22 protein-coding genes and 1 pseudogene are annotated in these 20,140 nt (G+C 67.1%); 10 read left to right on the top strand and 13 right to left on the bottom strand.

Annotated features, from left to right (window positions below; translation table 11 throughout):
* Window position 1 precedes the first annotated feature (1 nt).
* From QOC69_RS18070 to QOC69_RS18055, 4 genes are read right to left on the bottom strand one after another with little or no spacing between them, the layout of a single operon-like run.
* Entirely contained in the window at window positions 2–958 is a 957-nt protein-coding gene (locus QOC69_RS18070; RefSeq protein ID WP_526442013.1) for an ABC transporter permease, read from the bottom strand.
* Between the two features lies 1 nt (window position 959).
* Entirely contained in the window at window positions 960–1,910 is a 951-nt protein-coding gene (locus QOC69_RS18065) for an ABC transporter permease (protein ID WP_526442011.1), read from the bottom strand.
* Window positions 1,911–1,925: 15 nt separating this feature from the next.
* A complete protein-coding gene (locus tag QOC69_RS18060; RefSeq protein ID WP_526442009.1) occupies window positions 1,926–3,584 on the bottom strand; it encodes an ABC transporter substrate-binding protein in 1,659 nt (552 codons plus the stop codon).
* A 25-nt stretch (window positions 3,585–3,609) separates the two neighbouring features.
* Window positions 3,610–4,785 (bottom strand): LLM class flavin-dependent oxidoreductase, encoded by a 1,176-nt coding sequence (locus tag QOC69_RS18055; RefSeq protein WP_526442007.1) that lies wholly within the window; start codon window positions 4,783–4,785, stop codon window positions 3,610–3,612.
* Window positions 4,786–5,274: 489 nt separating this feature from the next.
* Between QOC69_RS18055 and QOC69_RS18050 the strand changes: the two genes are divergently transcribed.
* Window positions 5,275–6,621 carry an FAD-binding oxidoreductase gene (locus tag QOC69_RS18050; protein WP_526442005.1) on the top strand — a complete coding sequence of 449 codons (1,347 nt, stop codon included), beginning with the start codon at window positions 5,275–5,277 and terminating at the stop codon, window positions 6,619–6,621.
* Here QOC69_RS18050 and QOC69_RS18045 read toward each other — a convergent pair whose 3' ends face one another.
* Both QOC69_RS18045 and QOC69_RS18040 read right to left on the bottom strand, forming a co-directional pair.
* Window positions 6,622–7,500, bottom strand: a complete 879-nt coding sequence (locus QOC69_RS18045; protein ID WP_526442003.1) for a sulfurtransferase — start codon at window positions 7,498–7,500, stop codon at window positions 6,622–6,624.
* A 57-nt stretch (window positions 7,501–7,557) separates the two neighbouring features.
* Window positions 7,558–8,463 (bottom strand): LysR family transcriptional regulator, encoded by a 906-nt coding sequence (locus QOC69_RS18040; RefSeq protein ID WP_526442001.1) that lies wholly within the window; start codon window positions 8,461–8,463, stop codon window positions 7,558–7,560.
* A gap of 317 nt (window positions 8,464–8,780) precedes the next feature.
* Here QOC69_RS18040 and QOC69_RS18035 point away from each other — a divergent pair, with 317 nt between their 5' ends.
* The 3 genes from QOC69_RS18035 (at window position 8,781) to QOC69_RS18025 (ending at window position 10,375) form a co-directional block, all read left to right on the top strand.
* On the top strand, window positions 8,781–9,275 hold the full coding sequence (locus tag QOC69_RS18035; protein ID WP_526441999.1) for a DoxX family protein: 495 nt from the start codon (window positions 8,781–8,783) through the stop codon (window positions 9,273–9,275).
* A gap of 183 nt (window positions 9,276–9,458) precedes the next feature.
* On the top strand, window positions 9,459–9,785 hold the full coding sequence (locus QOC69_RS18030; RefSeq protein ID WP_526441997.1) for a hypothetical protein: 327 nt from the start codon (window positions 9,459–9,461) through the stop codon (window positions 9,783–9,785).
* A gap of 98 nt (window positions 9,786–9,883) precedes the next feature.
* On the top strand, window positions 9,884–10,375 hold the full coding sequence (locus QOC69_RS18025; RefSeq protein ID WP_526441995.1) for a Dps family protein: 492 nt from the start codon (window positions 9,884–9,886) through the stop codon (window positions 10,373–10,375).
* A gap of 22 nt (window positions 10,376–10,397) precedes the next feature.
* On the opposite strand, the gene QOC69_RS18020 is transcribed toward QOC69_RS18025, so the two are convergent.
* Together QOC69_RS18020 and QOC69_RS18015 are read right to left on the bottom strand one after the other, a co-directional pair.
* The gene (locus tag QOC69_RS18020) at window positions 10,398–11,099 is read right to left on the bottom strand and encodes a fumarylacetoacetate hydrolase family protein (RefSeq protein ID WP_526441993.1); all 702 of its coding nucleotides are present in this window, start codon (window positions 11,097–11,099) and stop codon (window positions 10,398–10,400) included.
* Window positions 11,100–11,129: 30 nt separating this feature from the next.
* Window positions 11,130–11,948, bottom strand: a complete 819-nt coding sequence (locus QOC69_RS18015) for an acyl-CoA thioesterase domain-containing protein (RefSeq protein WP_526441992.1) — start codon at window positions 11,946–11,948, stop codon at window positions 11,130–11,132.
* A 77-nt stretch (window positions 11,949–12,025) separates the two neighbouring features.
* Here QOC69_RS18015 and QOC69_RS18010 point away from each other — a divergent pair.
* Window positions 12,026–12,486 (top strand): annotated as a pseudogene (locus tag QOC69_RS18010) (vWA domain-containing protein); the annotation flags it as partial.
* On the opposite strand, the gene QOC69_RS18005 reads toward QOC69_RS18010, so the two are convergent.
* Window positions 12,483–12,758, bottom strand: a complete 276-nt coding sequence (locus QOC69_RS18005) for a DUF1918 domain-containing protein (protein WP_526441990.1) — start codon at window positions 12,756–12,758, stop codon at window positions 12,483–12,485. The pseudogene QOC69_RS18010 and the gene QOC69_RS18005 sit on opposite strands and share 4 nt — an antisense overlap.
* 219 nt (window positions 12,759–12,977) lie before the next feature.
* Between QOC69_RS18005 and QOC69_RS18000 the strand changes: the two genes are divergently transcribed.
* Entirely contained in the window at window positions 12,978–13,895 is a 918-nt protein-coding gene (locus QOC69_RS18000) for a LysR family transcriptional regulator (RefSeq protein ID WP_526441988.1), read from the top strand.
* A gap of 12 nt (window positions 13,896–13,907) precedes the next feature.
* Here QOC69_RS18000 and QOC69_RS17995 read toward each other — a convergent pair whose 3' ends face one another.
* The 3 genes from QOC69_RS17995 to QOC69_RS17985 form a co-directional block, all read right to left on the bottom strand.
* The gene (locus tag QOC69_RS17995; protein ID WP_526441986.1) at window positions 13,908–14,141 is read right to left on the bottom strand and encodes a hypothetical protein; all 234 of its coding nucleotides are present in this window, start codon (window positions 14,139–14,141) and stop codon (window positions 13,908–13,910) included.
* Window positions 14,128–14,358, bottom strand: coding sequence for a DUF6400 family protein (locus tag QOC69_RS17990; RefSeq protein ID WP_526441984.1), 231 nt, complete (start codon window positions 14,356–14,358; stop codon window positions 14,128–14,130). The genes QOC69_RS17995 and QOC69_RS17990 overlap by 14 nt, the downstream gene beginning before the upstream one ends.
* Before the next feature lie 122 nt (window positions 14,359–14,480).
* Window positions 14,481–15,878: a xylulokinase gene (locus QOC69_RS17985; RefSeq protein WP_526441982.1), complete on the bottom strand. Its 1,398-nt coding sequence runs from the start codon at window positions 15,876–15,878 to the stop codon at window positions 14,481–14,483.
* Window positions 15,879–15,929: 51 nt separating this feature from the next.
* On the opposite strand from QOC69_RS17985, the gene QOC69_RS17980 reads away from it, so the two are divergent.
* The 4 genes from QOC69_RS17980 (at window position 15,930) to QOC69_RS17965 (ending at window position 18,707) form a co-directional block, all read left to right on the top strand.
* A complete protein-coding gene (locus QOC69_RS17980) occupies window positions 15,930–16,766 on the top strand; it encodes a tat pathway signal sequence (protein ID WP_526441980.1) in 837 nt (278 codons plus the stop codon).
* A 187-nt stretch (window positions 16,767–16,953) separates the two neighbouring features.
* Entirely contained in the window at window positions 16,954–17,277 is a 324-nt protein-coding gene (locus tag QOC69_RS17975; protein WP_526441978.1) for a hemophore-related protein, read from the top strand.
* 77 nt (window positions 17,278–17,354) lie between these two features.
* A complete protein-coding gene (locus QOC69_RS17970) occupies window positions 17,355–18,203 on the top strand; it encodes a DoxX family protein (RefSeq protein WP_526441976.1) in 849 nt (282 codons plus the stop codon).
* A gap of 24 nt (window positions 18,204–18,227) precedes the next feature.
* Entirely contained in the window at window positions 18,228–18,707 is a 480-nt protein-coding gene (locus QOC69_RS17965; protein WP_526441974.1) for an RDD family protein, read from the top strand.
* A 6-nt stretch (window positions 18,708–18,713) separates the two neighbouring features.
* Here the strand turns inward: QOC69_RS17965 and QOC69_RS17960 are convergent, their stop codons facing one another.
* Window positions 18,714–20,114 (bottom strand): GntP family permease, encoded by a 1,401-nt coding sequence (locus tag QOC69_RS17960; protein WP_526441972.1) that lies wholly within the window; start codon window positions 20,112–20,114, stop codon window positions 18,714–18,716.
* Window positions 20,115–20,140: the final 26 nt, after the last annotated feature.

Here is a 20,140-nt window from a genome sequence, read left to right as displayed (position 1 = left end):
CTCATCGCCCACGCTCGGCGAGCGATCGCGAGATGTGGGTCAGCCCGAATACCAGCCCGGCCACCACGAGGCCCGGCATCAGCGACACCCATGGCGCAGTCGCGATGAACGCCCGCCCGTTCGCAATCAGCGTTCCCCACTCGGCGGCAGGCGGTGCGACTCCGAAACCGAGGAAGCTCAGGCCGGCGACCGAAAGCACCGCGGCCCCGAACTCGAGCACGGTCAGCGCGGCGACCGGACCCCACGAGTTCGGCAGCACATGACGGACGACGAGACGCAGCCAGGTCGCACCGCCGACCTTGATCGCCTCGATATAGGGCAGCGACCGGACTTTGAGCACCTCGGCCCTAGTGGTCCGAGTGAAGCCCGGCGCGATCCCGACACCGACGGCGATCGCAACCGGGATGGTGCCGAAGCCCAGCGCGGTGACGATGGCCAGCGCCAGCAGCAGCCCGGGGATCGCCAGCATGACGTCGACGACACGCATGGCAACCGCGTCGAGAACTCCTCCGACGAAGCCGGAGAGCACCCCCAGCACCAAGCCGACCAGCAGGGCGATCGTCACCGCGAGCAGCGCGGCCCGAATGGTCAGCGACGAGCCGTGCACCACCCGGGAGAATAGGTCCCGGCCGAGCTGATCGGTCCCGAACGGGTGCGCCAGGCTCGGCGGCCGCAGCATCTCACGCGGCACCGTCCGCATCGGGTCGACCCCGGTGAACGCGGTGGGGTACACGGCGGCCAGCACGACCGCGGCCGTGAACAGCAGCGCGAGCACGAAACCTGGGCGCCGCAGGAGGTAGTGGCCCAGCCGCAGGGCGCGTCGACGGGCCAGCCGGAATCGCAGCCGACCGACCGAGGCGGGCTCGGAATCGTCGCGGCTCACGTCGGCGGGCTCGTCGAGGACGGATACGTCGCCGAGTGCGGGCAACTGAAGCTGCATGGCGCTGTTGTTGCTCATCTCACACTCTTCCGCTGATGTGCAGGGTCCGCGGATCGACCAACGGGTACAACAGATCCACCAGCAGATTGACCACCACGAAGGCGGCCGCCCCCAGCACCACGATGCCCAGCACCAGCGGGATGTCCTGCGAGAGCACCGCCTCCTGAGCGAGCCGGCCGATGCCGACCCGGGTAAAGACCGTCTCGATCACGATCGCCCCCGACACGGTGTTGGCGATCTGCAACCCGAGCAGAGTGAGCAACGGCAACGCCGCGTTGCGGGATGCGTAACGGGCCTGCACCTGCCCGCGGGACAGGCCGCGACTGCGTGCCGCCACCGCGTACGGCTGGCGCAGCTCGGTGTCCAGACTCTTCATCAACACCTGGGCGAACACTGCGGCGCTCGGGATCGACATCGTGATCACCGGCAGCACCAGGCTTCGCGGCCCAGCCTCACCCGACGCCGGCACCCAACCCAGCCCGAAGGCGAATACCTGGATGAGGATCAGTCCCACCCAGAACGACGGGAACGAGACCCCGAACGCGGGCAGCCGGCTGAGCACCAACCGCGCCGGCCGCCACCGCACGTACACGCCGAGGTAGGCCAGGGCGATACCGAACACCAGGGACAGCGCGACAGAGCACCCGGCGAGCGACAGGGTGCCCGGCAACCGGTCGAGGATCATCGTGGTGACCGGTTCGCTCTTGGTCAGCGAGAGCCCGAAGTCACCGTGCAGCGCCGCCAGCAGCGAGTGCAGGTAGTGCACCGACATCGGCTGATCGAGACCGTATAGCGCCTTGACCCGCTCCAATTCCTCCGGTGAGAGCGCCTCCACCTGAACGTCGGCCGCCGCGAGCATGATGCCGATCGGGTCGCCGGGCAACAGGTACAGGACCGCGAACGTCACGGTGTAGGCCGCCCAGAGCACCAGCAGTGCCTGGGCGAACCGACCCGCGAGGTATCTCAGCATCGCGCTCGCAGCCCGTTACCGACTGATCCAGGTGTCGCGAAAGTCGAGGAAGCCTTCCGCACTGAACTTGATGCCGTGCACGTTGTCCCGGTAGCCGACCTGCTGCACCCGCTCGAAGACCGGGAAGATCAGCCCGTTGTCGATCAGCAGGTCCTGGATCTTCGCGTACGCATCCGCACGGGCTGCGTCGTCGGCGTTCGCCAGGCCCTTGTCGAACAATGTCTCCAATTGCGCTGAGACATCGTCGGTCACGGAGTTCTGCGCGCGGTCCGGCGCCCGGGATACCCGCCTGTCGAGGATCGCGCCGAGGATCGACGGATCACCACGGGTCAGCACACCGCGGGTGAAGTCCCAGTCCCCGTTGGAGATCGTCTCGGTCTGGTCGCCGGCGGTGAGGACCTTGAGTTCGAGATGGATCCCGGCCTGCCGAAGCTGATCCTGGACCAGCACGTCCCCGGTGGCCTCGGACGTGACCGGGTAGACCAGGTCGAGCCGCTTGCCGTCCTTGAACCGGTAGCCATCCTGGCCGATCGTCCAACCCGCCTGGTCGAGCAGCTGGTTGGACCGGTTGAGGTCGAATCCGAGCTTGTCGGTCTCGGACTTGAAGAACGGTGTGGACACGTCGTACACACCCTCGGCCACCGGGTAGTCGGTCCCGAGGACGGTCGAGGCGTAGCTGGCCCGATCGATCGCCGCCTGGACGGCCAACCGAACGTTGCGGTCTGCCAGCGGGCCGCCGTTCTTGACGTTCGGGTAGAGCCCCTCGATCGTGCCCGGCAACGAGAAAGACGTGAACGACACCCCACTGGTTTTCAGCAGGTCAATGTCGGCCTGGGTGAACGGGTTCCGTGGCGCGGCGACATCGACCGCGCCGCTGGACAGGTTCCCGACCCGCACGCTGTCCTCGGGAATGTAAGTGAACTCGACCGAATCGAGGTATGCGTCGCCCTTGTTCTCGATGACCGCTGACTTCGGCTGATAGTCCGGTCGCCGCTTGATCACGATTCCCTTCTGCGGGGTGTAGCTCTCGATGGTGAACGGACCGGTGCCGACCAGTGCGCCGAGGTTTCGCTCGTCAACGGTCTTGGCGTAGGACTCCGGAGCCAGGATGCCGAGGGTGACCGTCGACACCGATTGCAGGAAGGAACCATTCGGCTGGTTCAGCGTGATCTTGATGGTCTTGTCGTCGATGACGTCGGCGGATTTGAACCCGGCCAGGTAGGTCGCCCCGAACACCGTCGGATTGCGTTGTATCGCCGCCGCATTGGAGTCAAAGGAGGTCTTGACTGCCTGCGCGTTGAACGGCTGGCCGTTGCTGAAGGTGATGCCGTCGTGCAGATGGAACGTGTACTGGGTCTGATCCGGGCTGACATCCCAGCCGCTCGCCAGCCATGGAATGATCTCGCCGGTCTTCGGATCTTGGTCCGTGAGCGACTCGACCACGTTGCGCAGTACCGTCCGGTGTTCCAGCCACTGCTGCTGGATCGGATCGAGCGTCGTCTTGGCGGTGTCGTCGGAGCGGAAAGCCAGGTGCAGGGTGCCGCCGCTGACCGGCTGACCCCCTTCTTGCGATGGCGTCGGGCCACCCTGGCTCGAGCAGCCGACCGCCGCCAGGGCGGTCACGGCGACGAGCGCAAGCGCGGCGAGCGCGCGGCGCTTTCGGTATGTCTTCACGGTGTGGGGATGTCCTATCAATAACTCAAACATGCTGTGGGATAAGATCTTCACGCTCAACGGGCCCGTCCAGGGGCGGTTGTGCGACGATCTCTCCGGATCGGCCGGTGGCGGCCCGGTGGGCGAGTTCCTGACGCACCAGCGGGAGGAGATAACGGCCGTAGTCGATCACGTCGTTGAGGTTGTCGTAACCGCGCAACGACACGATCGTCGCACCGAGGTCGACGTAGTCCAGGATCGCCGCGGCCACCGTCTCGGGCGTGCCCACCAGCGCGGTGGATGCGCCGCCACCGCCGGTCACCTGGGCCGGCTTGGTCCACAACGCACGGTCGTGCAAGTCGGCCTTGCCCGCGACGGCGACGAGCCGCTGCGACCCGACGTTGGACGGCTTCCCGCCGTAGTCGCGGCGATCGGTGCCGCGGACCGAGAGCTGCCCGGCGACATTGCGCTGCAGGGCCCGCAGCACGGTACCGGCCTTCTCCCAGGCCAATTCCTCGGTCGGCGCGATGATCGGCCGGAAAGTGACCCACACCCGGGGCGGGTCGGCCCGTCCGGCGGCCGCCGCGGCCGCCCGGATCGAGTCGAGTTGGTCGGTGGTTTCCATGAGCGGCTCGCCCCACAGCGCGTAGATGTCGGCGAGCGCTCCCCCGATCCGGTAGGCGTCCTCCGACGATCCGCCGAACGAGATCGGGATTCCGCCGCCGACCGGGACCACCCGGTTGCTGAAGTCGTCGAACCGGTAGAACTCGCCCGAGTGGTCGAACGGTTCGGTAGAACTCCAGGCCCGCCGCAGGATGTTGATGTACTCCCTGGTCCGCCGGTAGCGCTGCTCCTTGTCGGTGTAGTCGCCCTCCCGGGCCTGTTCAGAGTCGTTGCCGCCGCTGATGAAGTGGACGACGGCCCTTCCGTCGCTGACCTGGTCCAGCGTGGCCAGCGCGGTGGCCGCGGCGGTCGGGTGCAGGATGTTGGGCCGCAGCGCGACAATAGGTTTCAGTGTCCTGGTGTGCTGGGTGATCGCGGTGGCCCGCACCAGCGCGTCGAAGTAGGACGACGAGTGCGGGATCAGCGTGTACTCGAAGCCGGCGTCCTCGACGGCGCGTGCATAGCGAACCTGATAGTCGTTCTGGATCTGCAGACCAGGCTGCGGGTTGATCTCGGTGGACGCGTTGGCGAAGGTCTGGCTGACGAACTCGACGGTCACGGGGGGTTTGGTCCTCTCGGCGATGGGCACCGGCACGGGGCGGCACAGCGCTACACCGCTCGGTGAACCGGGCTTGATATCAGTGACGCGGCGATCGGGCACGCATCAGCTGGGGGCGTACCCCGTCGGGTACGTGCGACGTGCTCGGACTTGACTCAGCCGAGCGTCGACAAGCGCCGACATCGGGCCTGGCGGCCTAGAATGTCGATGCCGTCGCGGGAGTGGGCGACGACGCCACGCCGCACGTGCGGCCCGGTCAACTCGTTCATGCCCATGTGGGTCAGCCTAGGCGGCCATTGCCGCGCCGGTCCAACAACGATCTCCCATGGATAACGAGCACCTTAAGTGATCAGTCGCGCGGATCAATCTGATCGATGGATGACCGCCCATCACAGCGTCCGATGCATCGAAGCCTGGTCACGTCATGACACGGCGACGAGAATCGACGCCGACCGCCACATCACCTACCCAGGAGCACTGCCACCTCACATGACCACCTCCCTGCATGCCCTCATCGACGGAGCGGTGTTGACCGGCGATGACATCACCGATACCCATCGCCTCGACCGCTCCGGGCACATCCCTGACGGCCGGCCCGAGGTCGTGGTGCTCGCAGCCAGTGTCGACGACGTTCGCCACGCGGTCACCTACGCCGCAGAGAGTGGGCTGGGTGTCGTGCCACGCGGCGCAGGCTCCGGTTTGGCCGGTGGCGCCTCCGCGGGCAGCAATACACTCGTGCTGGATGTTTCCCGTCTGAACCGGATCGAGGCGCTCTGCGCTGACGACGAGATCGCGGTCGTCGAGGCCGGTGTGATCACCGCGGAGCTCGACCGGCGGGCCGGGGAACTGGGTTTGCGCTATGCGCCCGATCCGGCGAGCGCGGCGTTCAGCACGATCGGTGGCAACATCGCGACCAATGCCGGCGGCCTCCGGTGTGTGAAATACGGCGTAACCCGGGATTCCGTGCTGGGGGTCAGCGTGGTGCTCGCCGACGGCGCACTGCTGCACACCGGTCGACGGACCACGAAAGGTGTTGCGGGCCTTGATCTTACGAGCTTGTTCACCGGCTCGGAGGGCACGCTGGGAGTGATCGTCGGCGCGACGCTTCGGCTACACCCGATACCGGCGGATACCGTCACCGTTGCCGCCTGGTTCGACGATGCGGAAGGCGCCGCCGCGGCCTGCACCGCGGCACTGTCCGCGCGGGTGCGACCCTCGCTGATGGAACTCATGGATGAAGCGTCGGTCACGCAGGCGCAGGACTACCTCGGGGTGGAAGGAGCGGGGGCCGGAGCCTTCGTCGTCGCGCAGACCGACGGGTTCGGCGCACGCGTGGAGGCGGATGTCATCGCCGGCGAATTCCAGCGTTTCACTTCCCGAATAGAACTCGGCGACGATCGCGAGGACGCCGAACAGCTGCTCGCGGTGCGGCGTGCGGCCCTGCCCGCGCTGGAACGGCTCGGGCAGCCGTTCATCGAGGACATCGCGGTGCCCCGCTCGAAGATCGGCGTCGCGACCCGCGCGATCGTCGAGATCTCGCGGCGGCACGACGTCCCGGTGTTCACCCTCGGACATGCCGGCGACGGGAACCTGCATCCGATCATCGTCGTCCCAGGCGGAGACCGGTCGGCCGATCAGCGCGCAGGAGAAGCCGCCGACGAGATCTTCGGGCTCGCACTGGATTTGGGCGGGACGATCACCGGTGAGCACGGGATCGGTGTGCTCAAGCGCCGGTGGCTGGCGCGGGAGATCGGCGAGACCGCAATGGGCGCTCATCGGGCGATCCGGCGGGCGCTGGACCCACGGGGCGTGTTCAACCCCGGCAAAGTCTGCTGATCAACCGCGGTTGGAGAGCTCGTCGGCACCCACGGCGACCGGGTTGGCGGGGTCCGAACTCCACTGCGACCACGATCCGGGGAACAGCGCCGCGTCGACGCCTGCGGCCGCAAGCGCGGCCAGTGTCACCGCGGCGGTGACACCTGATCCGCAATACACGCCGACGTCGGCGGTCGCGTCCGCGCCACTGGCCGCGAACAGCTCGTGCAGCTCGCGCTCGGGCAGGAATGCGCCGCCTTCGGTAAGCACACTGGTGCTCGGTGCGTTACGGGCGCCGGGGATGTGACCGGCGACCGGGTCCACCGGCTCGACGTCACCGCGGAAGCGTTCGGGTGCCCGCGCGTCGAGCAGGATTGTGTCGGAACCACGCTCAGCCACCTGCTGTGCCGTCAGCGTCGGCCTGCCGCCGGCGTACAGGTCGCGGTGGTCCAGCACCACATCCGATGGCTCCGTTGTCGACGTTCCCGTCTCGACCGTGCCCTCCGCAGCCGTCCACGCGGCCAGGCCGCCGTCGAGGATGCGCACGTCGGGAAGGCCGGCCGCGGTCAGCACCCACCAGGCGCGCGCGGACCCGGCACGGTTCCAGTCGTCATACACCACCACCTGGGTGTCCTGACGGACACCCCATCGGCGGACGTGTTCCTGCAGCGCCGACCCGGACGGCAGTGGATGGCGTCCGCGTCCGGGGGCGGCGTGGTCGGACAACTCCTCGTCGAGAGAGACGTACACGGCCCCTGGGATGTGCCCCTGCTCGTAGGCGTCGCGCCCGTCGGGTCGGTCGAGTCGCCAACGCACGTCGAGAATCGTGACGGGTTCACAGTGTTGCAGCAACGCCTCGAGTTCGGTTGGGGTGATGAGAATCTCGTTGCGAGCAGCCATGGCGGCCTCTCCTGTTCCGACGTCGAGATGGCTTTGGCCGGGCTTCCCCGAAGCCACTCAGGCCACGCCGCGCAGTGCGCGGGACCGAGCGGCCGTTTCGGTCTCGGCTCCTCGTCGGGTGTCGGCATGGGTGATGGCGCCGAAATGGGCCCTGACGGCGGCGACCGCGGTGCTCTCGATCTCGGGCGCCAGTGCCCGGCGCGCCACCAGCCGCAAGTCGATATCGCCCATCGGTGCCAGGTCGTGCAGTTCGCGCAGGCCGTCGGGCACCGGGCCGGCGAACGGCAGCAGCGCCACCCCGAGGCCCGCCCTCGCGGCCACGAGCACCCCGTCGAGTGTGGTCGCTTCCACCGTGACGTCGACATCGTGGCCCAGTTCGTACAGCGTGCGGACCGCTCGATGGCGCAGACCGCACGGCGGCGCGAACGCGACTATCGGAAGCGCGGCGCCGGTCTCGGGGGTGCGCCATGTCTCCGCGGCGACCCAGCGCAGGTCGAGACGACCGACCTCGGTTCCCAATATCTCGGCGTCATTGCTTCCCAAGACCACAGCCAAGTCCAGCGTGCCCTTGTCCACCGCTTCACCAAGTGCGGTGGAGCGGTCAAGCCGGAACTGCAGACGCACTTGCGGGTAGGCCGCGCGCAACGCGCCGAGAAGGTCCGGCAGGACGCGGTCCGCAGCGTGCTCGCTGGATCCGATTGTGAGTTCGCCTACGTCGTCAACCTGCAGTCGGTGCAGCGCCTGCTCGTGTGCCCTCAGCAGACGGCGAGCCTCGTTCACCAGCCGCTCGCCGTCGAGGGTAAATCTCGAGCCGCGCCCATCCTTGACTAGCAAGGTCTGGTTGAGTCTCCGTTCGAGCAGTCGGACATGCTGGCTCACTGCCGGCTGGCTCAGGTGCAGCGCGTCGGCCGCACGCCGAAACCCACCGGTATCGGCGATGGAGACCAAGGTGCGAAGGTGCACAGGGTCCAATGGATCCGCCATTATTCTCGTCCGCACCCTCTCAATCGCACTACGCGTGCTAGCAGGCTGCCACGGCCGGTCGCACATTGCGAGGGTTGGCATCAGCCCGATTCAAGAACCGGCGGCGCTGCAGCCAGATGAGATCAAGTGTCCGCGCGGGACGCAACTACATCGACTGGCTCGCCGTTTGCCGAGTCGATGGCGGCAATGCGTTTCCATACAGTGACCGGGTCCGTCACGACGGCCGCCACGTTCAACCCTGTGAGGTTGACATGAGATTGGTGATACCCACACGTATGGCCGTGATCATGAACGGCATGGAGACCACCATCCGAACCGTCCGCGACATCACCCTCCTCCTTGGTCGAGTAACGCTGGGGACCGTGTTCATCGCACACGGCTGGTCGAAGCACACGAACGGAATCGATTCCACGGCAGCTCGATTCGAATTCTGGGGCGTTCCGGCACCAACGGTATCCGCGTACTTCGCCACCTATCTCGAACTGATTGGAGGCTCCGCGCTGATCCTCGGACTCATGACTCTCGTGGCCGCATTGCTGTTGTGCTCCACAATGATTGGAGCTATCTTCACCGCACACGCGGATGGCGGATTCTCCCAACGGGACAACGGGTACGAGTACGTCCTGACGCTGGCGGCCTTCTGCCTCGTGATCGCAGCACACGGCTCGGGAAAATTTGGTCTCGACGCCCTCTTGGTTCGACGCATCGGTTGGCGCCAGCCCGTCGGTCGGCACTGGTTCCGGCCAACGTGGGACAAGGCGCGCAAAGTCATTGACTGGCAGCCACGTTAGGCCACTGACCGCGTAATTCCCGCCCTGGCGCGGGTAGTGGCGCTGCTGCTGACCGGTACTACCTGACTCCCGTTGGCAGGTAACGCAAGAGTGCCGACAGCAGGCACGACATCGGCTCGGCTGAAGGCAATCCTTGAAGAGGTCCAAGATTTGGGCTGCCACCAACGACGAGGTAATCACCACATGCGTATCAAACTGAACTACATCGCACCGCTGCTAGCGGCAGGAGCTGCCGCGGTGGCGATCGGCGCGGCGCCGATCGCAGCGGCCGATCCCGGTCCCGCTATCGCGCAGTCCTGCCGCGGGACCAGCTCGGGAACCGAGTGCCAATCGCCGGGCAACGTCCAGCTCGACGACTCCCCTCCTCCGGTTAGTTACGACCCCTACGGAGGCGAAGGATTCCTGCTCGGCGGCTACGGCTACGGCGGCGGATTTCACGGCGGCGGCGGCGGTTTCCACGGCGGCGGCGGCGGCGGCTTTCACGGCGGCGGCGGCGGCGGACACCGCTAGCAGTCGTCCACGCTCGCCGGACTGAGTGTCACCAAGCATCAACAACCGTTGTCCGACAATGCATCATCGGCCACGGACGACCGCAAGGAAGGAGCCCAATGATCACGTCGCACCGCCTATTCGACGCTCAGGTGCGGGAGTTCGATGCCCCACTCAAACTGCCGCAGAACCTGCAAAAGGTGCTCGTCGATCTCATCGAACTGCATCTACAGGGCAAACAGGCACACTGGAATCTGATCGGCACCAACTTCCGCGATCTGCACCTGCAACTCGACGAAATCGTCGACGCCGCACGGGAAGCCAGCGACACGATCGCCGAACGCATGCGTGCCCTCAACGCGATTCCCGATGGGCGATCCGACACGGTCACGGCGGCAACCACGCTGCCCGCCTTCCCACCGGCCGAGCTCAACACCACCGACGTAGTCGACCTCATCACCACCCGGATCTACGCCGCAGTCGGCACCATCCGCACCGTTCACGACGATGTCGACGCCGCCGACCCATCCAGCGCCGACCTGCTGCACACCATCATCGACGTCCTGGAGAAGGCCGCCTGGATGCTCAAGTCGGAGAACCGCAAAGTCTGACGATGACCGGCACGTTGGACCGTCAGGCCGGGCGCGGACCGACGGTGAACGTGAACTCGGCAACGCCGTCGACGCCACCGCTGACGTCGTCGCCTGGCTGCATCGGACCTACCCCGGCAGGCGTTCCGCTGTAGATGAGGTCGCCTGGCGCGAGGGCAACGGCTTGCGAGATGTAGCTGATCACGTCGGGGATGGACCAGATCAGGTCCTGCAGGTCGCCATGTTGTTTGAGCTCACTGTTCACCTTCAGCCAGATTTCGCCGGTGTCGGGGTGGCCGACCTCCTCGACGGGATGGATGGGGCTGCACGGCGCCGATGCGTCGAAGCCCTTGGCCCAATCCCACGGTCTGCTCAACTTCTTCGCGTCGTCCTGGATGTCGCGGCGGGTGAGGTCGACACCAACGCCGTAACCCCAGACCAGACTCAGTGCCTCGAGCGGCGATACGTTGATGCCACCGGCCTTCAATGCCACCACCATCTCGATCTCGTGATGAAACTCCGAGGTGAGCGAGGGGTACGGAATCACGCCGGCTGCGTCGACGACGGCATCGGCCGGTTTCATGAAGAAGAAGGGTGGCTCGCGGTCGGGGTCCTTACCCATCTCGCGGGCGTGGGCCGCATAGTTGCGGCCGACGCAGAACACCCGGCGGATGGGAAAGCGCCCCGCTCCGGTACTCACCGGAAGGGACGCGACCGCAGGTGGCGGGATCACGTAGTCAGTCACAGTGCATGTTTACTCGGGAGATGATCGCGTTCACGCAGTTGGCCCCCGCATCGGAAACGGATCGTTGCCGAAGTCGATCTGGGCCGCGGGATTGCTGATGGCCGTCACCGCGCCGGAGCCAAACGCCCCGGCGTAATCGAACAGCGTGGCCGTGCCGATGCCGACGCCGTCGGCCACCCAGTGTGAATCGGCCTGCACGCCGATCCAATCGTCCAGCGGCAACCGCGCCAGCGCCACGGTCAGGTCGCCGTTGATGTAGCCCACCCCCGCCGAGCCGAGATTGGTGACCAGGCTGGTGCCCTCGGCGGCCATCGCCGCGTTCACGAACGGTGTGTTCTTCGTGCCAGAGACGACGTCGACGGTGCGGTTGAGGAACCGTTTGCGCGAGGTGTTCTGGTGGTCGGCGATCACGTGCGACCAACCGCCGTCGTCGCTGCCCATGTACGTAACTTGAGCGCCGTCGACGTCGGGCGGTGGCGTGAAATCCATGCTGGCCGACCACTCCTCGCCCCGCGGCGGGGCTGAGCGCCGGTACTGGACCAGGATTGCCCGGACCACGACGACGCCTTCCTGGATCAGTTCGCACTCGGAGTTCCGCACCCGCCTACCGTCCCGTACCAGTCGGGTCGTGGCGGTGGTCTCGACGCCGTGGGCCGCCTTGAACAGGTCGACGGTGAGGCGCGCGGGCATGAAATCGTCGAGCCCGTAGGCCTCCTCGAGCGTGCGGGCGACCAGGCCGACCAGTGCAGGGCCGTTCAGATGATCCTCACCCCAATGGCTTTGCGCGTTCGACGTCGGAAGGAACTGATCGGGGGCGATCTGGCTGAAGTGTGCCGGGCGCGCGGTCATTCCCGCATCGTCGCACAGGCTTGATCGGTCACTCGCAATGCGTTGGCTCGGATTGTGGGCGATGCTGACGAGGTGCCACCGTGCTGCAGGCCATCGCCGCCGTCGGCGCGGTGATCGGCGGCGGCGGCGATGCGCCACCGGCGCGCATCGTGCTGATGTCCGACGGCAAGGAGACCGTGCCGCCCGACCCGGACGACCCCAGGGGCGCCTACACCGCGGCGCCGCCAAGGACCAGGGCGTGCCGATCGCGACGGTGGCGTTCGGCACCCCGTATGGCTCAATCGAAGTCAACGGCCAACCCCAGCCCGTGCCCGTCGACGTCCAGATGCTTCGCAAGATCGCCGAATTGTCCGGCGGGGAGGCGTACACCGCCTCGAGCCTCGAGCAGCTCAAGGAAGTCTTCAACAACCTCCAGGAGCAGATCGGCTACGAGACCATCAAGGGTGACGCCAGCGTGGGCTGGCTGCGTCTCGGCGCGGTAGTGCTCGCGCCGGCGGCACTGGCCGCGCTGCTGCTCAACCGCCGTCTGCCGAACTAAGGCGAAGCGCCCTTGCCATGATGTGCGATCTTGGACTGCACCGACCCGAAGTGATGCTGTGCCCGCTTGTCGGCCGCCTCCTGCTCCGCGGGCGTGTTGATGACCGCGTCCGGGCCCGGAAACACGGTCGCCACATGGTCGGTGTTGAGCCACCGGACCACGTACGGTGGCGAACCGTCCGACGAGCGCACCTCGGTAATCACGCCACGCTGATCGTGTTTATCAACTGTCGTGCCCTTGATCACCAACCAATCGCCGACCTTGGCCTTCATCGCCCGCTCCCTTCATCAGCCTCCTAACCAATCGTGCGCGCGCAGGCCATCGGAGGGAAGGGCAGCAGGCCCCCAGTTCTCATGGATTTTCGGCATTGCCTTCGTCGCTCGATCGCCGTCGTGACTGGACCGGGGATCGAACCTCGGTGACCGCCGCATCGTCGCACAGGGTTGATCGATCACACGCGATGCGTTCGCCGATTGCGGACAATGCCTTGGGTGGACACCCGAAGGCTGCAACTCCTGCTCGCGCTATCCCAGATGGGATCGATGCGGGCGGTCGCCGAGGCGTACCACCTGACTACCTCCACGGTGTCCCAGCAGATCGCGGCTCTGGCCAAGGAGTCCGGCGTGCCCTTGATCGAGCCCGAGGGCCGCCGGGTGCGGCTGACCCCGGCCGGTCGCCGCCTCGCCGACCACGCCGTCACCATTCTCGCCGCCGTCGACGCCGCTCGCCTCGACCTTGACCCGGACGCCGAGCCCGCGGGGACACTGCGCGTCGGCGGGTTCGCCACAGGTATCCGGGTCTCGTTGCTGCCCATCCTCGCCGACCTGACCCGACGCCATCCCGGTGTGGAGGTCGTGATCAGCGAGTACGAGCCCATCGAGGCGTTCGCGCTGCTGACCGAAGACGATCTCGACGTTGCCCTGACCTACGACTACAACCTGGCGCCTGCGACGCCGGGACCGCTCCTCGAATCCTTCCCGTTGTGGTCGATCCCGTGGGGCCTCGGCGTGTCCGCCGACGAACCCGACCGGCCGCCGGACGTGTCCGCGTACTCCGCCCGCAGCTGGATCGTGAACTCCCGCAACACCGCCGACGAGGATGCCGTCCGCACGTTGGGTGCGCTCGCCGGGTTCGCTCCGCGCATCGCACACCAGATCGACAGCCTGGAACTGGTCGAAGACCTGATCGTCGCCGAGTACGGCGTTGGGCTGCTGCCGGTCGGCAGGCCCACCGGCAGCGGCGTGAAGGTGGTTCCGCTGTCGGACCCGCCTGTGGTCCTTACCGCCTACGCGGTCACCAGGACCGGTCGCGCTACGTGGCCCCCGCTGCGCGCGGTGCTCGACCGGCTACGGCCGCCGCCGGGACCGCTGCCGCGGCCGAGTTGGCCGCGACCTGCCGCGGGCGAGTGAGGTCAGCTCGTCTCAGGCCGCGTCGGTTCGCCGTTGGTCACGCTTGCGGGTGTCGGTCGACCACAGATGGCCGCAGCCCGAGCACTGAAGGTGCACGATCATGCCCTCGTTGCTCAACAGGTACTGCCAGTGCGTGTCGCAGTTGCGCTCATTCGAGCAGTCGTCGCATCCGCGGCCCGGCCAGCAACTCGGGCAGTCCAGCCAGGCGCGCCGTGCGCGGTCGGCAGTCGGGTCAATCGGCAACACGGCTGGCCGATCGATCGGGTAACACGCCTGCTGCGACGAGTTCGTCGTAGATGCGTTGCTGATCGTCGTCGAGGTCGGCGTACAGCATGTCGTACGCCTCTTCCTCCTCGGCGAGGACCGCGACGGGGTCCCAGTCGTCGCCGATCGCGGCCAGCACCGCGCCGCGGCGACGCACTTCGTCGAGCGTCAGGTCATACGCGAAATCGAGGTTGGCCACGGGGCACCCCCAGGGTCAGTTCTGGTACAGAGAAGGTGAGGTTGCCCTAATAACTGGTCGGCGCGCAATGACGCACGTCACGTTCAGCGTTAAGAACTCGTCACATTCGCGCTACCGGACGTTCACTGCCCCTGGGTCAAGGTCTGCATGCTGTGATACCGCTCGACCACCTCGGGCGTCGGGTCGCCCGTGTAGGCAGCCGTCGCGCCGACCGACCACGACGGTGGCGCGTCGGCCCCGGACAGCGTCCACGCCGCCTGCCTGGCCGCGCCGAGCGCGACGTACTCGGCAGGTGTCGGCACGTGCACCGACATGCCAAGGATCGCCGGGGCGATGCGCCGGACCGCCTCCGAGCGCGCGCCGCCACCGACGAGGATCACGCGTTCGACGTTGACGCCTTGTTCGGTGATTCGGTCGATGCAGTACGCCATCGAGCTGAGCAGACCCTCGACTCCGGCTCGGGCAACGTTGGCGGGCAGCAGATTTCGTGTCGTCACACCGTGCAGGGCTCCGGCGGCATCGGGCAGGTTGGGCGAGCGTTCGCCGTCGAAGTAGGGCACCAATACGAGCCCTTCGGCACCGGCCGGCGCCGACAGCGCAAGCCGGTCGAGTTCGTCGAAGTCCACTCCGAGCATGGTCGCGACGGCGGCCAGCACCGGAGCGCCGTTGAGCGTGCACACCAGGGGTAACTGCCGTCCGGTCGCGTCGGCGAACCCCGCGACCAAACCCGAGGCGTCGTGCGGTGCGGCGTCGCCCACCGCGCTCACCACGCCGGAGGTGCCCAGTGACACGACGCAGTCCCCCGGCCCCGCGCCGATGCCGAGCGCCGCGGCGGCGTTGTCTCCTGCGCCAGGGCCGAGGACCGCACCGCCGGCGGTCTCGCCCGCCGCCTGGTTCGGTCCGAGGACCGTCGGCAGGTGGGGGTTGCGGCCGCGCAGGGCGAGCATGAGCAGGTCCGGGTGGTATTCATCGCCGTCCGCGGCGAAGTACCCGGTCCCGCTGGCGTCGCTGCGGTCGGTGCGCAGGTCGGCGATGTCGGTGGCCCGCGCCAGCCGCCAGGTGAGCCAGTCGTGCGGCAGGCACACCGCGGCCGTCGCGTCGGCGTTCCTGGACTCGGTATCGGCCAGCCAGCGGAGCTTGGCGGCGGTGATCGACGCGACCGGCACCACGCCCACCCGCTTCGCCCACTCGCCAGGCCCGCCGAGCTCGGCGACCAGGTCGACCGCCGCCCCGCTCGACCGCGTGTCGTTCCACAGCAGGGCATCCCGCACCAGCGAGCCCGACGCATCGAGGCAGATCATGCCGTGCTGCTGGGCACCGACGGAGATGGCCGCCACGTCGTCGAGGCCCCCGGCGCCGGCGATGGCGGCCTGCAGGGCCGACCACCACCGCACGGGGTCGATCTCGGTGCCCCCGGGGTGCGGCTCCGATCCCGAGCGCACCGTGTCGCCGGTCTCGGCGTTGCAGACCACCACCTTGCAGGACTGGGTGGACGAATCGATTCCCGCGACGAGAGTCACGCCGACCTCCTCCGGTGTCTGGGACGTCCAGCGTAGTGCGAAGCTGGTGCGGTGAGATGCCCGTTCGTCCTCGCCGTGTTGGTCGCCGTCGGCTTGGCCGCCGGAGCACCGACGCCGACCGCAGCGGCGGACTGCTCACCCGGACCGACGACGTCGGACTGCGACCTGCAGAACCGCGTCACCGCCGCCGACGCCTATCTGGCCACCCGTCCCGGCTCGGTCGGATACGTGCTGCGCGACCGCAAAACGGGTGCAACGTATCGCAATTCGCACGCGGGCGAGCTCGTCTGGACCGCGTCGACCATCAAGCTGGCCATGGTCGTCGACCTGCTCACCCGCCAGCGCGCGGGCACCGTGGCACTGAACAACTCCGACCGGAGCCTAATGGCCGCGATGATGCACTCATCGGACGACGACGCCGCCGACGCGCTGTGGGCCCGCCACGGAGGCAGGGATCATCAGGCCTACAACGCCGACTTCCCGCGGTACGGAATGACCGACCTGCAGCCACAACGCGGGTTCAGCAGCACCTTCCCTTACTGGGGTTTTCAGAAGTCGACGGCCGACGACCTCGACCGGTTGATCAACTACATGCTGACCGACCTCGATCCGGCCGACACCGCAGGCATCGTCGACCAGCTGCAGCACGTCGCGCCGAATCAGCAGTGGGGCGTGTGGGGCGCCGGCCCGGCGATGGCACCGGGCAACAAGGACGGCTGGTCGCTGGAGCAGGGCGGCTGGGTGGTGAACTCGGTCGGTTTCGCGGGGCCAGGTCAGCGGTACACGCTCGTGGTGATGAACTCCCTTGGCGGTGCCGGCGGCTACGACGACGGCGTGGCCACCACCACCCGGCTTAGCCAAGTCCTGCTGGCCGGGCGACCCGATTGATGGCCGACTGTAACGCCGTCGGCTACACCGCCGATTACGCCGTTAGCTAGTGTAATTAAGCTGCTGATATTCCTTTCGGGGTTGGTAACACTGGTAGCGTTGAATCATCGACGACATTCAGCATTCCGCTGAAATGTATGGGTGTGGGTCGGGCTAATGTATCGGAAGGCAGATGAGAATGCGATTGATGACGAAACTGGTTGCGGGGTCTTGTGGTTTGGCGTTTGCGCTGACCACTGGTGCCGGGATCGCCTCCGCAGTACCGGATGTGAGCCCGATCATCAATTCGACGTGCACCTATCCGCAGGTAATGGCGGCGCTGAACGCCGAAAATCCGGATGCGGCCAACCAGGTAACCTCCAACCCTGTTGCGAATGCGTGGCTGCAACAGCTCGTCGCATCGCCACCGGAGGGTCGTCGGGCGATGGTCGCGCAAGCGCAGGGCGTGCCGGCGCTCGCGCAATACACAGGGCTGATCTTCCAAGTTGCGGGTACCTGCAACAACTACTGACCGTCATTCCGGGCGGTCAGCGGGCAGTCATGAGTGATCCAGGTTTGTGACTCTCGTGGCCTGGGAATCCCCCGGCTATGTTGATCAGACGAATCGCCCGTCCCATGCTCGCCGCGACCTTCGTCGGTCGTGGAGTGGAGGCGTTGCGGAGCCCCAAGCCGGCGGCCGACGCGGCGCGCCCCACGCTCGAAGGTCTGGCCAAGCTGCCCGATCCGGTGGGTCCCAACGTTCCGACCAACGCCGAGACGGTGGCGCGGGTGAACGGCGCCGTTCAGATCGGCGCAGGCCTGCTGCTCGCCACCGGTAAGTTGCCGCGGTTCGCCTCGGCGGCGCTCGCCCTGAGCGTGGTGCCGGGAAGTCTTGGTGGAAACACGTTCTGGGCCGAGGCGGATCCAGCCCGCAAGGCCGTCCAGCGGCGGGCCTTCGTGGCCGACATCAGCCTGATCGGTGGGCTGATCATCGCGTCGGTGGACACCGAGGGCAAGCCGTCGCTGGGCTGGCGAGGTCGCCGGGCCGCACGCAAGGTATCCGCGGCAGTGGCGACGGCACTGCCGGTCGGCGCAGCGTCGAGTAGCACGCTCGCCGACGGCGCATTGGCCGAGAAGGTGGGTCACGGACTGCAGGTCGGTGCCGAACGAGGCCGCGAGATCGCGCATCTGGCGCTCGAACGCGGCGGCGAGCTGGCCGACGTGGCCCGCGAGCGGGGAGCGGATCTCGCCGACGTGGCCCGCGAGCGCGGACCCGAAATCGCCAAGCTGGCACGCGAACGGGGCGCGGAACTGGCAGAGGTCGCACGCGGACGCAGCGGCGACCTGGCCGACGCGGCCAGGGACCGTGGCCCCGAACTCGCCAGCCTCGCCCGCGAGCGCAGCGCGGAACTTGCCGACACTGCCATGGCCGAGGTGAAGAAACGCCACTGGCGCTGAACCGTTCGCCAGTAGATTGACCACATGACATCTAGCGGTTTCGACCCACAGCCCGGCCCGCTCGGCGGGTCCTACTCCTCTCACACCGAGCCGGGCGGCCTTGGTGCCCGATTCCTCGCCCGCCTGATCGACGGCATCATCGTCGGGATCGTCGGATCCATCGTGGTCTTCGCGCTCCAACTGCAGTCGAACATCATGGTGACGGGGCTGTTCACCGGGCTGCTCACCTTCGTCTACTTCGTCGCGTTCGAAGTGACCCAAGGCTGGACGCCCGGCAAGAAGCTCCTCGGCCTGAGCGTGCACGGACCGGCCGGAGCCGCGAAACCCGATGCGCGCCAGTCCGCGATCCGCAATGCGTTCACGGTGCTGACGATCATCCCGTTCGTCGGCGGCCTGCTCGCCTTCATTGCCATCATCGTGATCGCGGTGACCATCAACGGCAGCCCCACCAAGCAGGGTAAGCACGACGAACTGGCCGGCGGCACTCAGGTCGTCAAGGGCTGAGCCGCGTCAGATCACCAGGTCCAGCAGCAGGACCACGGCCAGTCCGCTCACGGACAGCACCGTCTCCATGATCGACCAGGTCTTGATCGTCTGACCGACGCTGAGCCGGAAGTACTGGTTCACCAACCAGAAACCGGCGTCGTTGACGTGTGAGAAGAACAGCGACCCGGCGCCGACGGCGAGCACGACCAGCGACAACTGTCCGGTGGGCATCCCCTCCACCAGACCGAGGATCAGCGACGACGCGGTGATGGTGGCGACCGTGGCCGAACCGGTGGCAAGCCGGATCAGCACCGCAATCAGCCAGGCCAGCACGATCACCGAGATGTGGGCACCCTTGGCCCAGTCCGCCAGCAGCGTGCCGATGCCGGTGTCCACCAGGACCTGCTTGAACCCACCGCCGGCCGCCACGATCAGGATGATCCCCGCCACGGGTGGCAGACCTGACTCGATGCACTTGGTGATCTCGTCGCGCCCCATCCCGGCGCCGCGGCCCAGCGTGAACATGCCGACGATCACCGCGATGAGCAGCGCGATCAAAGGCGTGCCCAGGCTGTCGAATATCTTTTGGAGCCACTGGCTTTCATCGTCGATGAAGATGTCGACGAGTGCCTTGCCCAGCATCAGCGCGACCGGCAGAAGTACGGAGAACAGGGTGATGGCGAAGGACGGCCTCCGGCGCTCGGCGCCGTCGGCGACGACGTCGGCGTCAAAGGTGTCGGGGGCCTCGACGACGACCCAGCGACCGGCGAGCTTCCCGAACAGCGGGCCGGCAAGGATGATCGTCGGCACGGCGACCACCACACCGAGTGCAAGGGTGATGCCGAGGTCGGCGTTCAGCAGCCCGATCGCGGTCAAGGGGCCCGGGTGCGGCGGGACGAACCCGTGCATCGCGGAAAGGCCGGCAAGGGCCGGGATCCCGACGGTGATCAGCGACAACTGCGAGCGCCGCGATACGAGGTAGATGACCGGCATCAACAACACCAGGCCGATCTCGAAGAACATCGGCAGACCGATGATCGCGCCGACCAGTGCCATCGCCCATGGCAATGCCCGTGGGGACGCGTGCCCGACGATGGTGTCGACGATTTCGTCGGCACCTCCTGAGTCGGCCAGCAGCTTGGCGAACATCGCGCCGAGTGCGATGAGGATGCCCACGCTTGCCGCGGTGGTCCCGAACCCGTCCGAGAAGGACTTGAGCACCTTGGTCAGGTTCTCGCCCGCGACCATGCCGACCGTGAGTGCGCCGAAGATGAGGGCGAGGAACGGGTGCAGTTTGACCAGGGTGATCAGCACGACGATGACAGCGATACCCGCGAGGAACGCCAGGATCAGCTGCCACCCAGATGCCACCGGTTCGGCGAGCTTCGGCGCGTCGTCAGCGAGAAAGGTAATACCCGAGATCATCTAGAGCTCCTGATTGGTGCGGGATA

Source organism: Mycobacterium sp., assembly GCF_032162105.1.
Classification (GTDB): domain Bacteria; phylum Actinomycetota; class Actinomycetes; order Mycobacteriales; family Mycobacteriaceae; genus Mycobacterium.
This window is presented reverse-complemented; position numbering and strand designations above follow the sequence as displayed.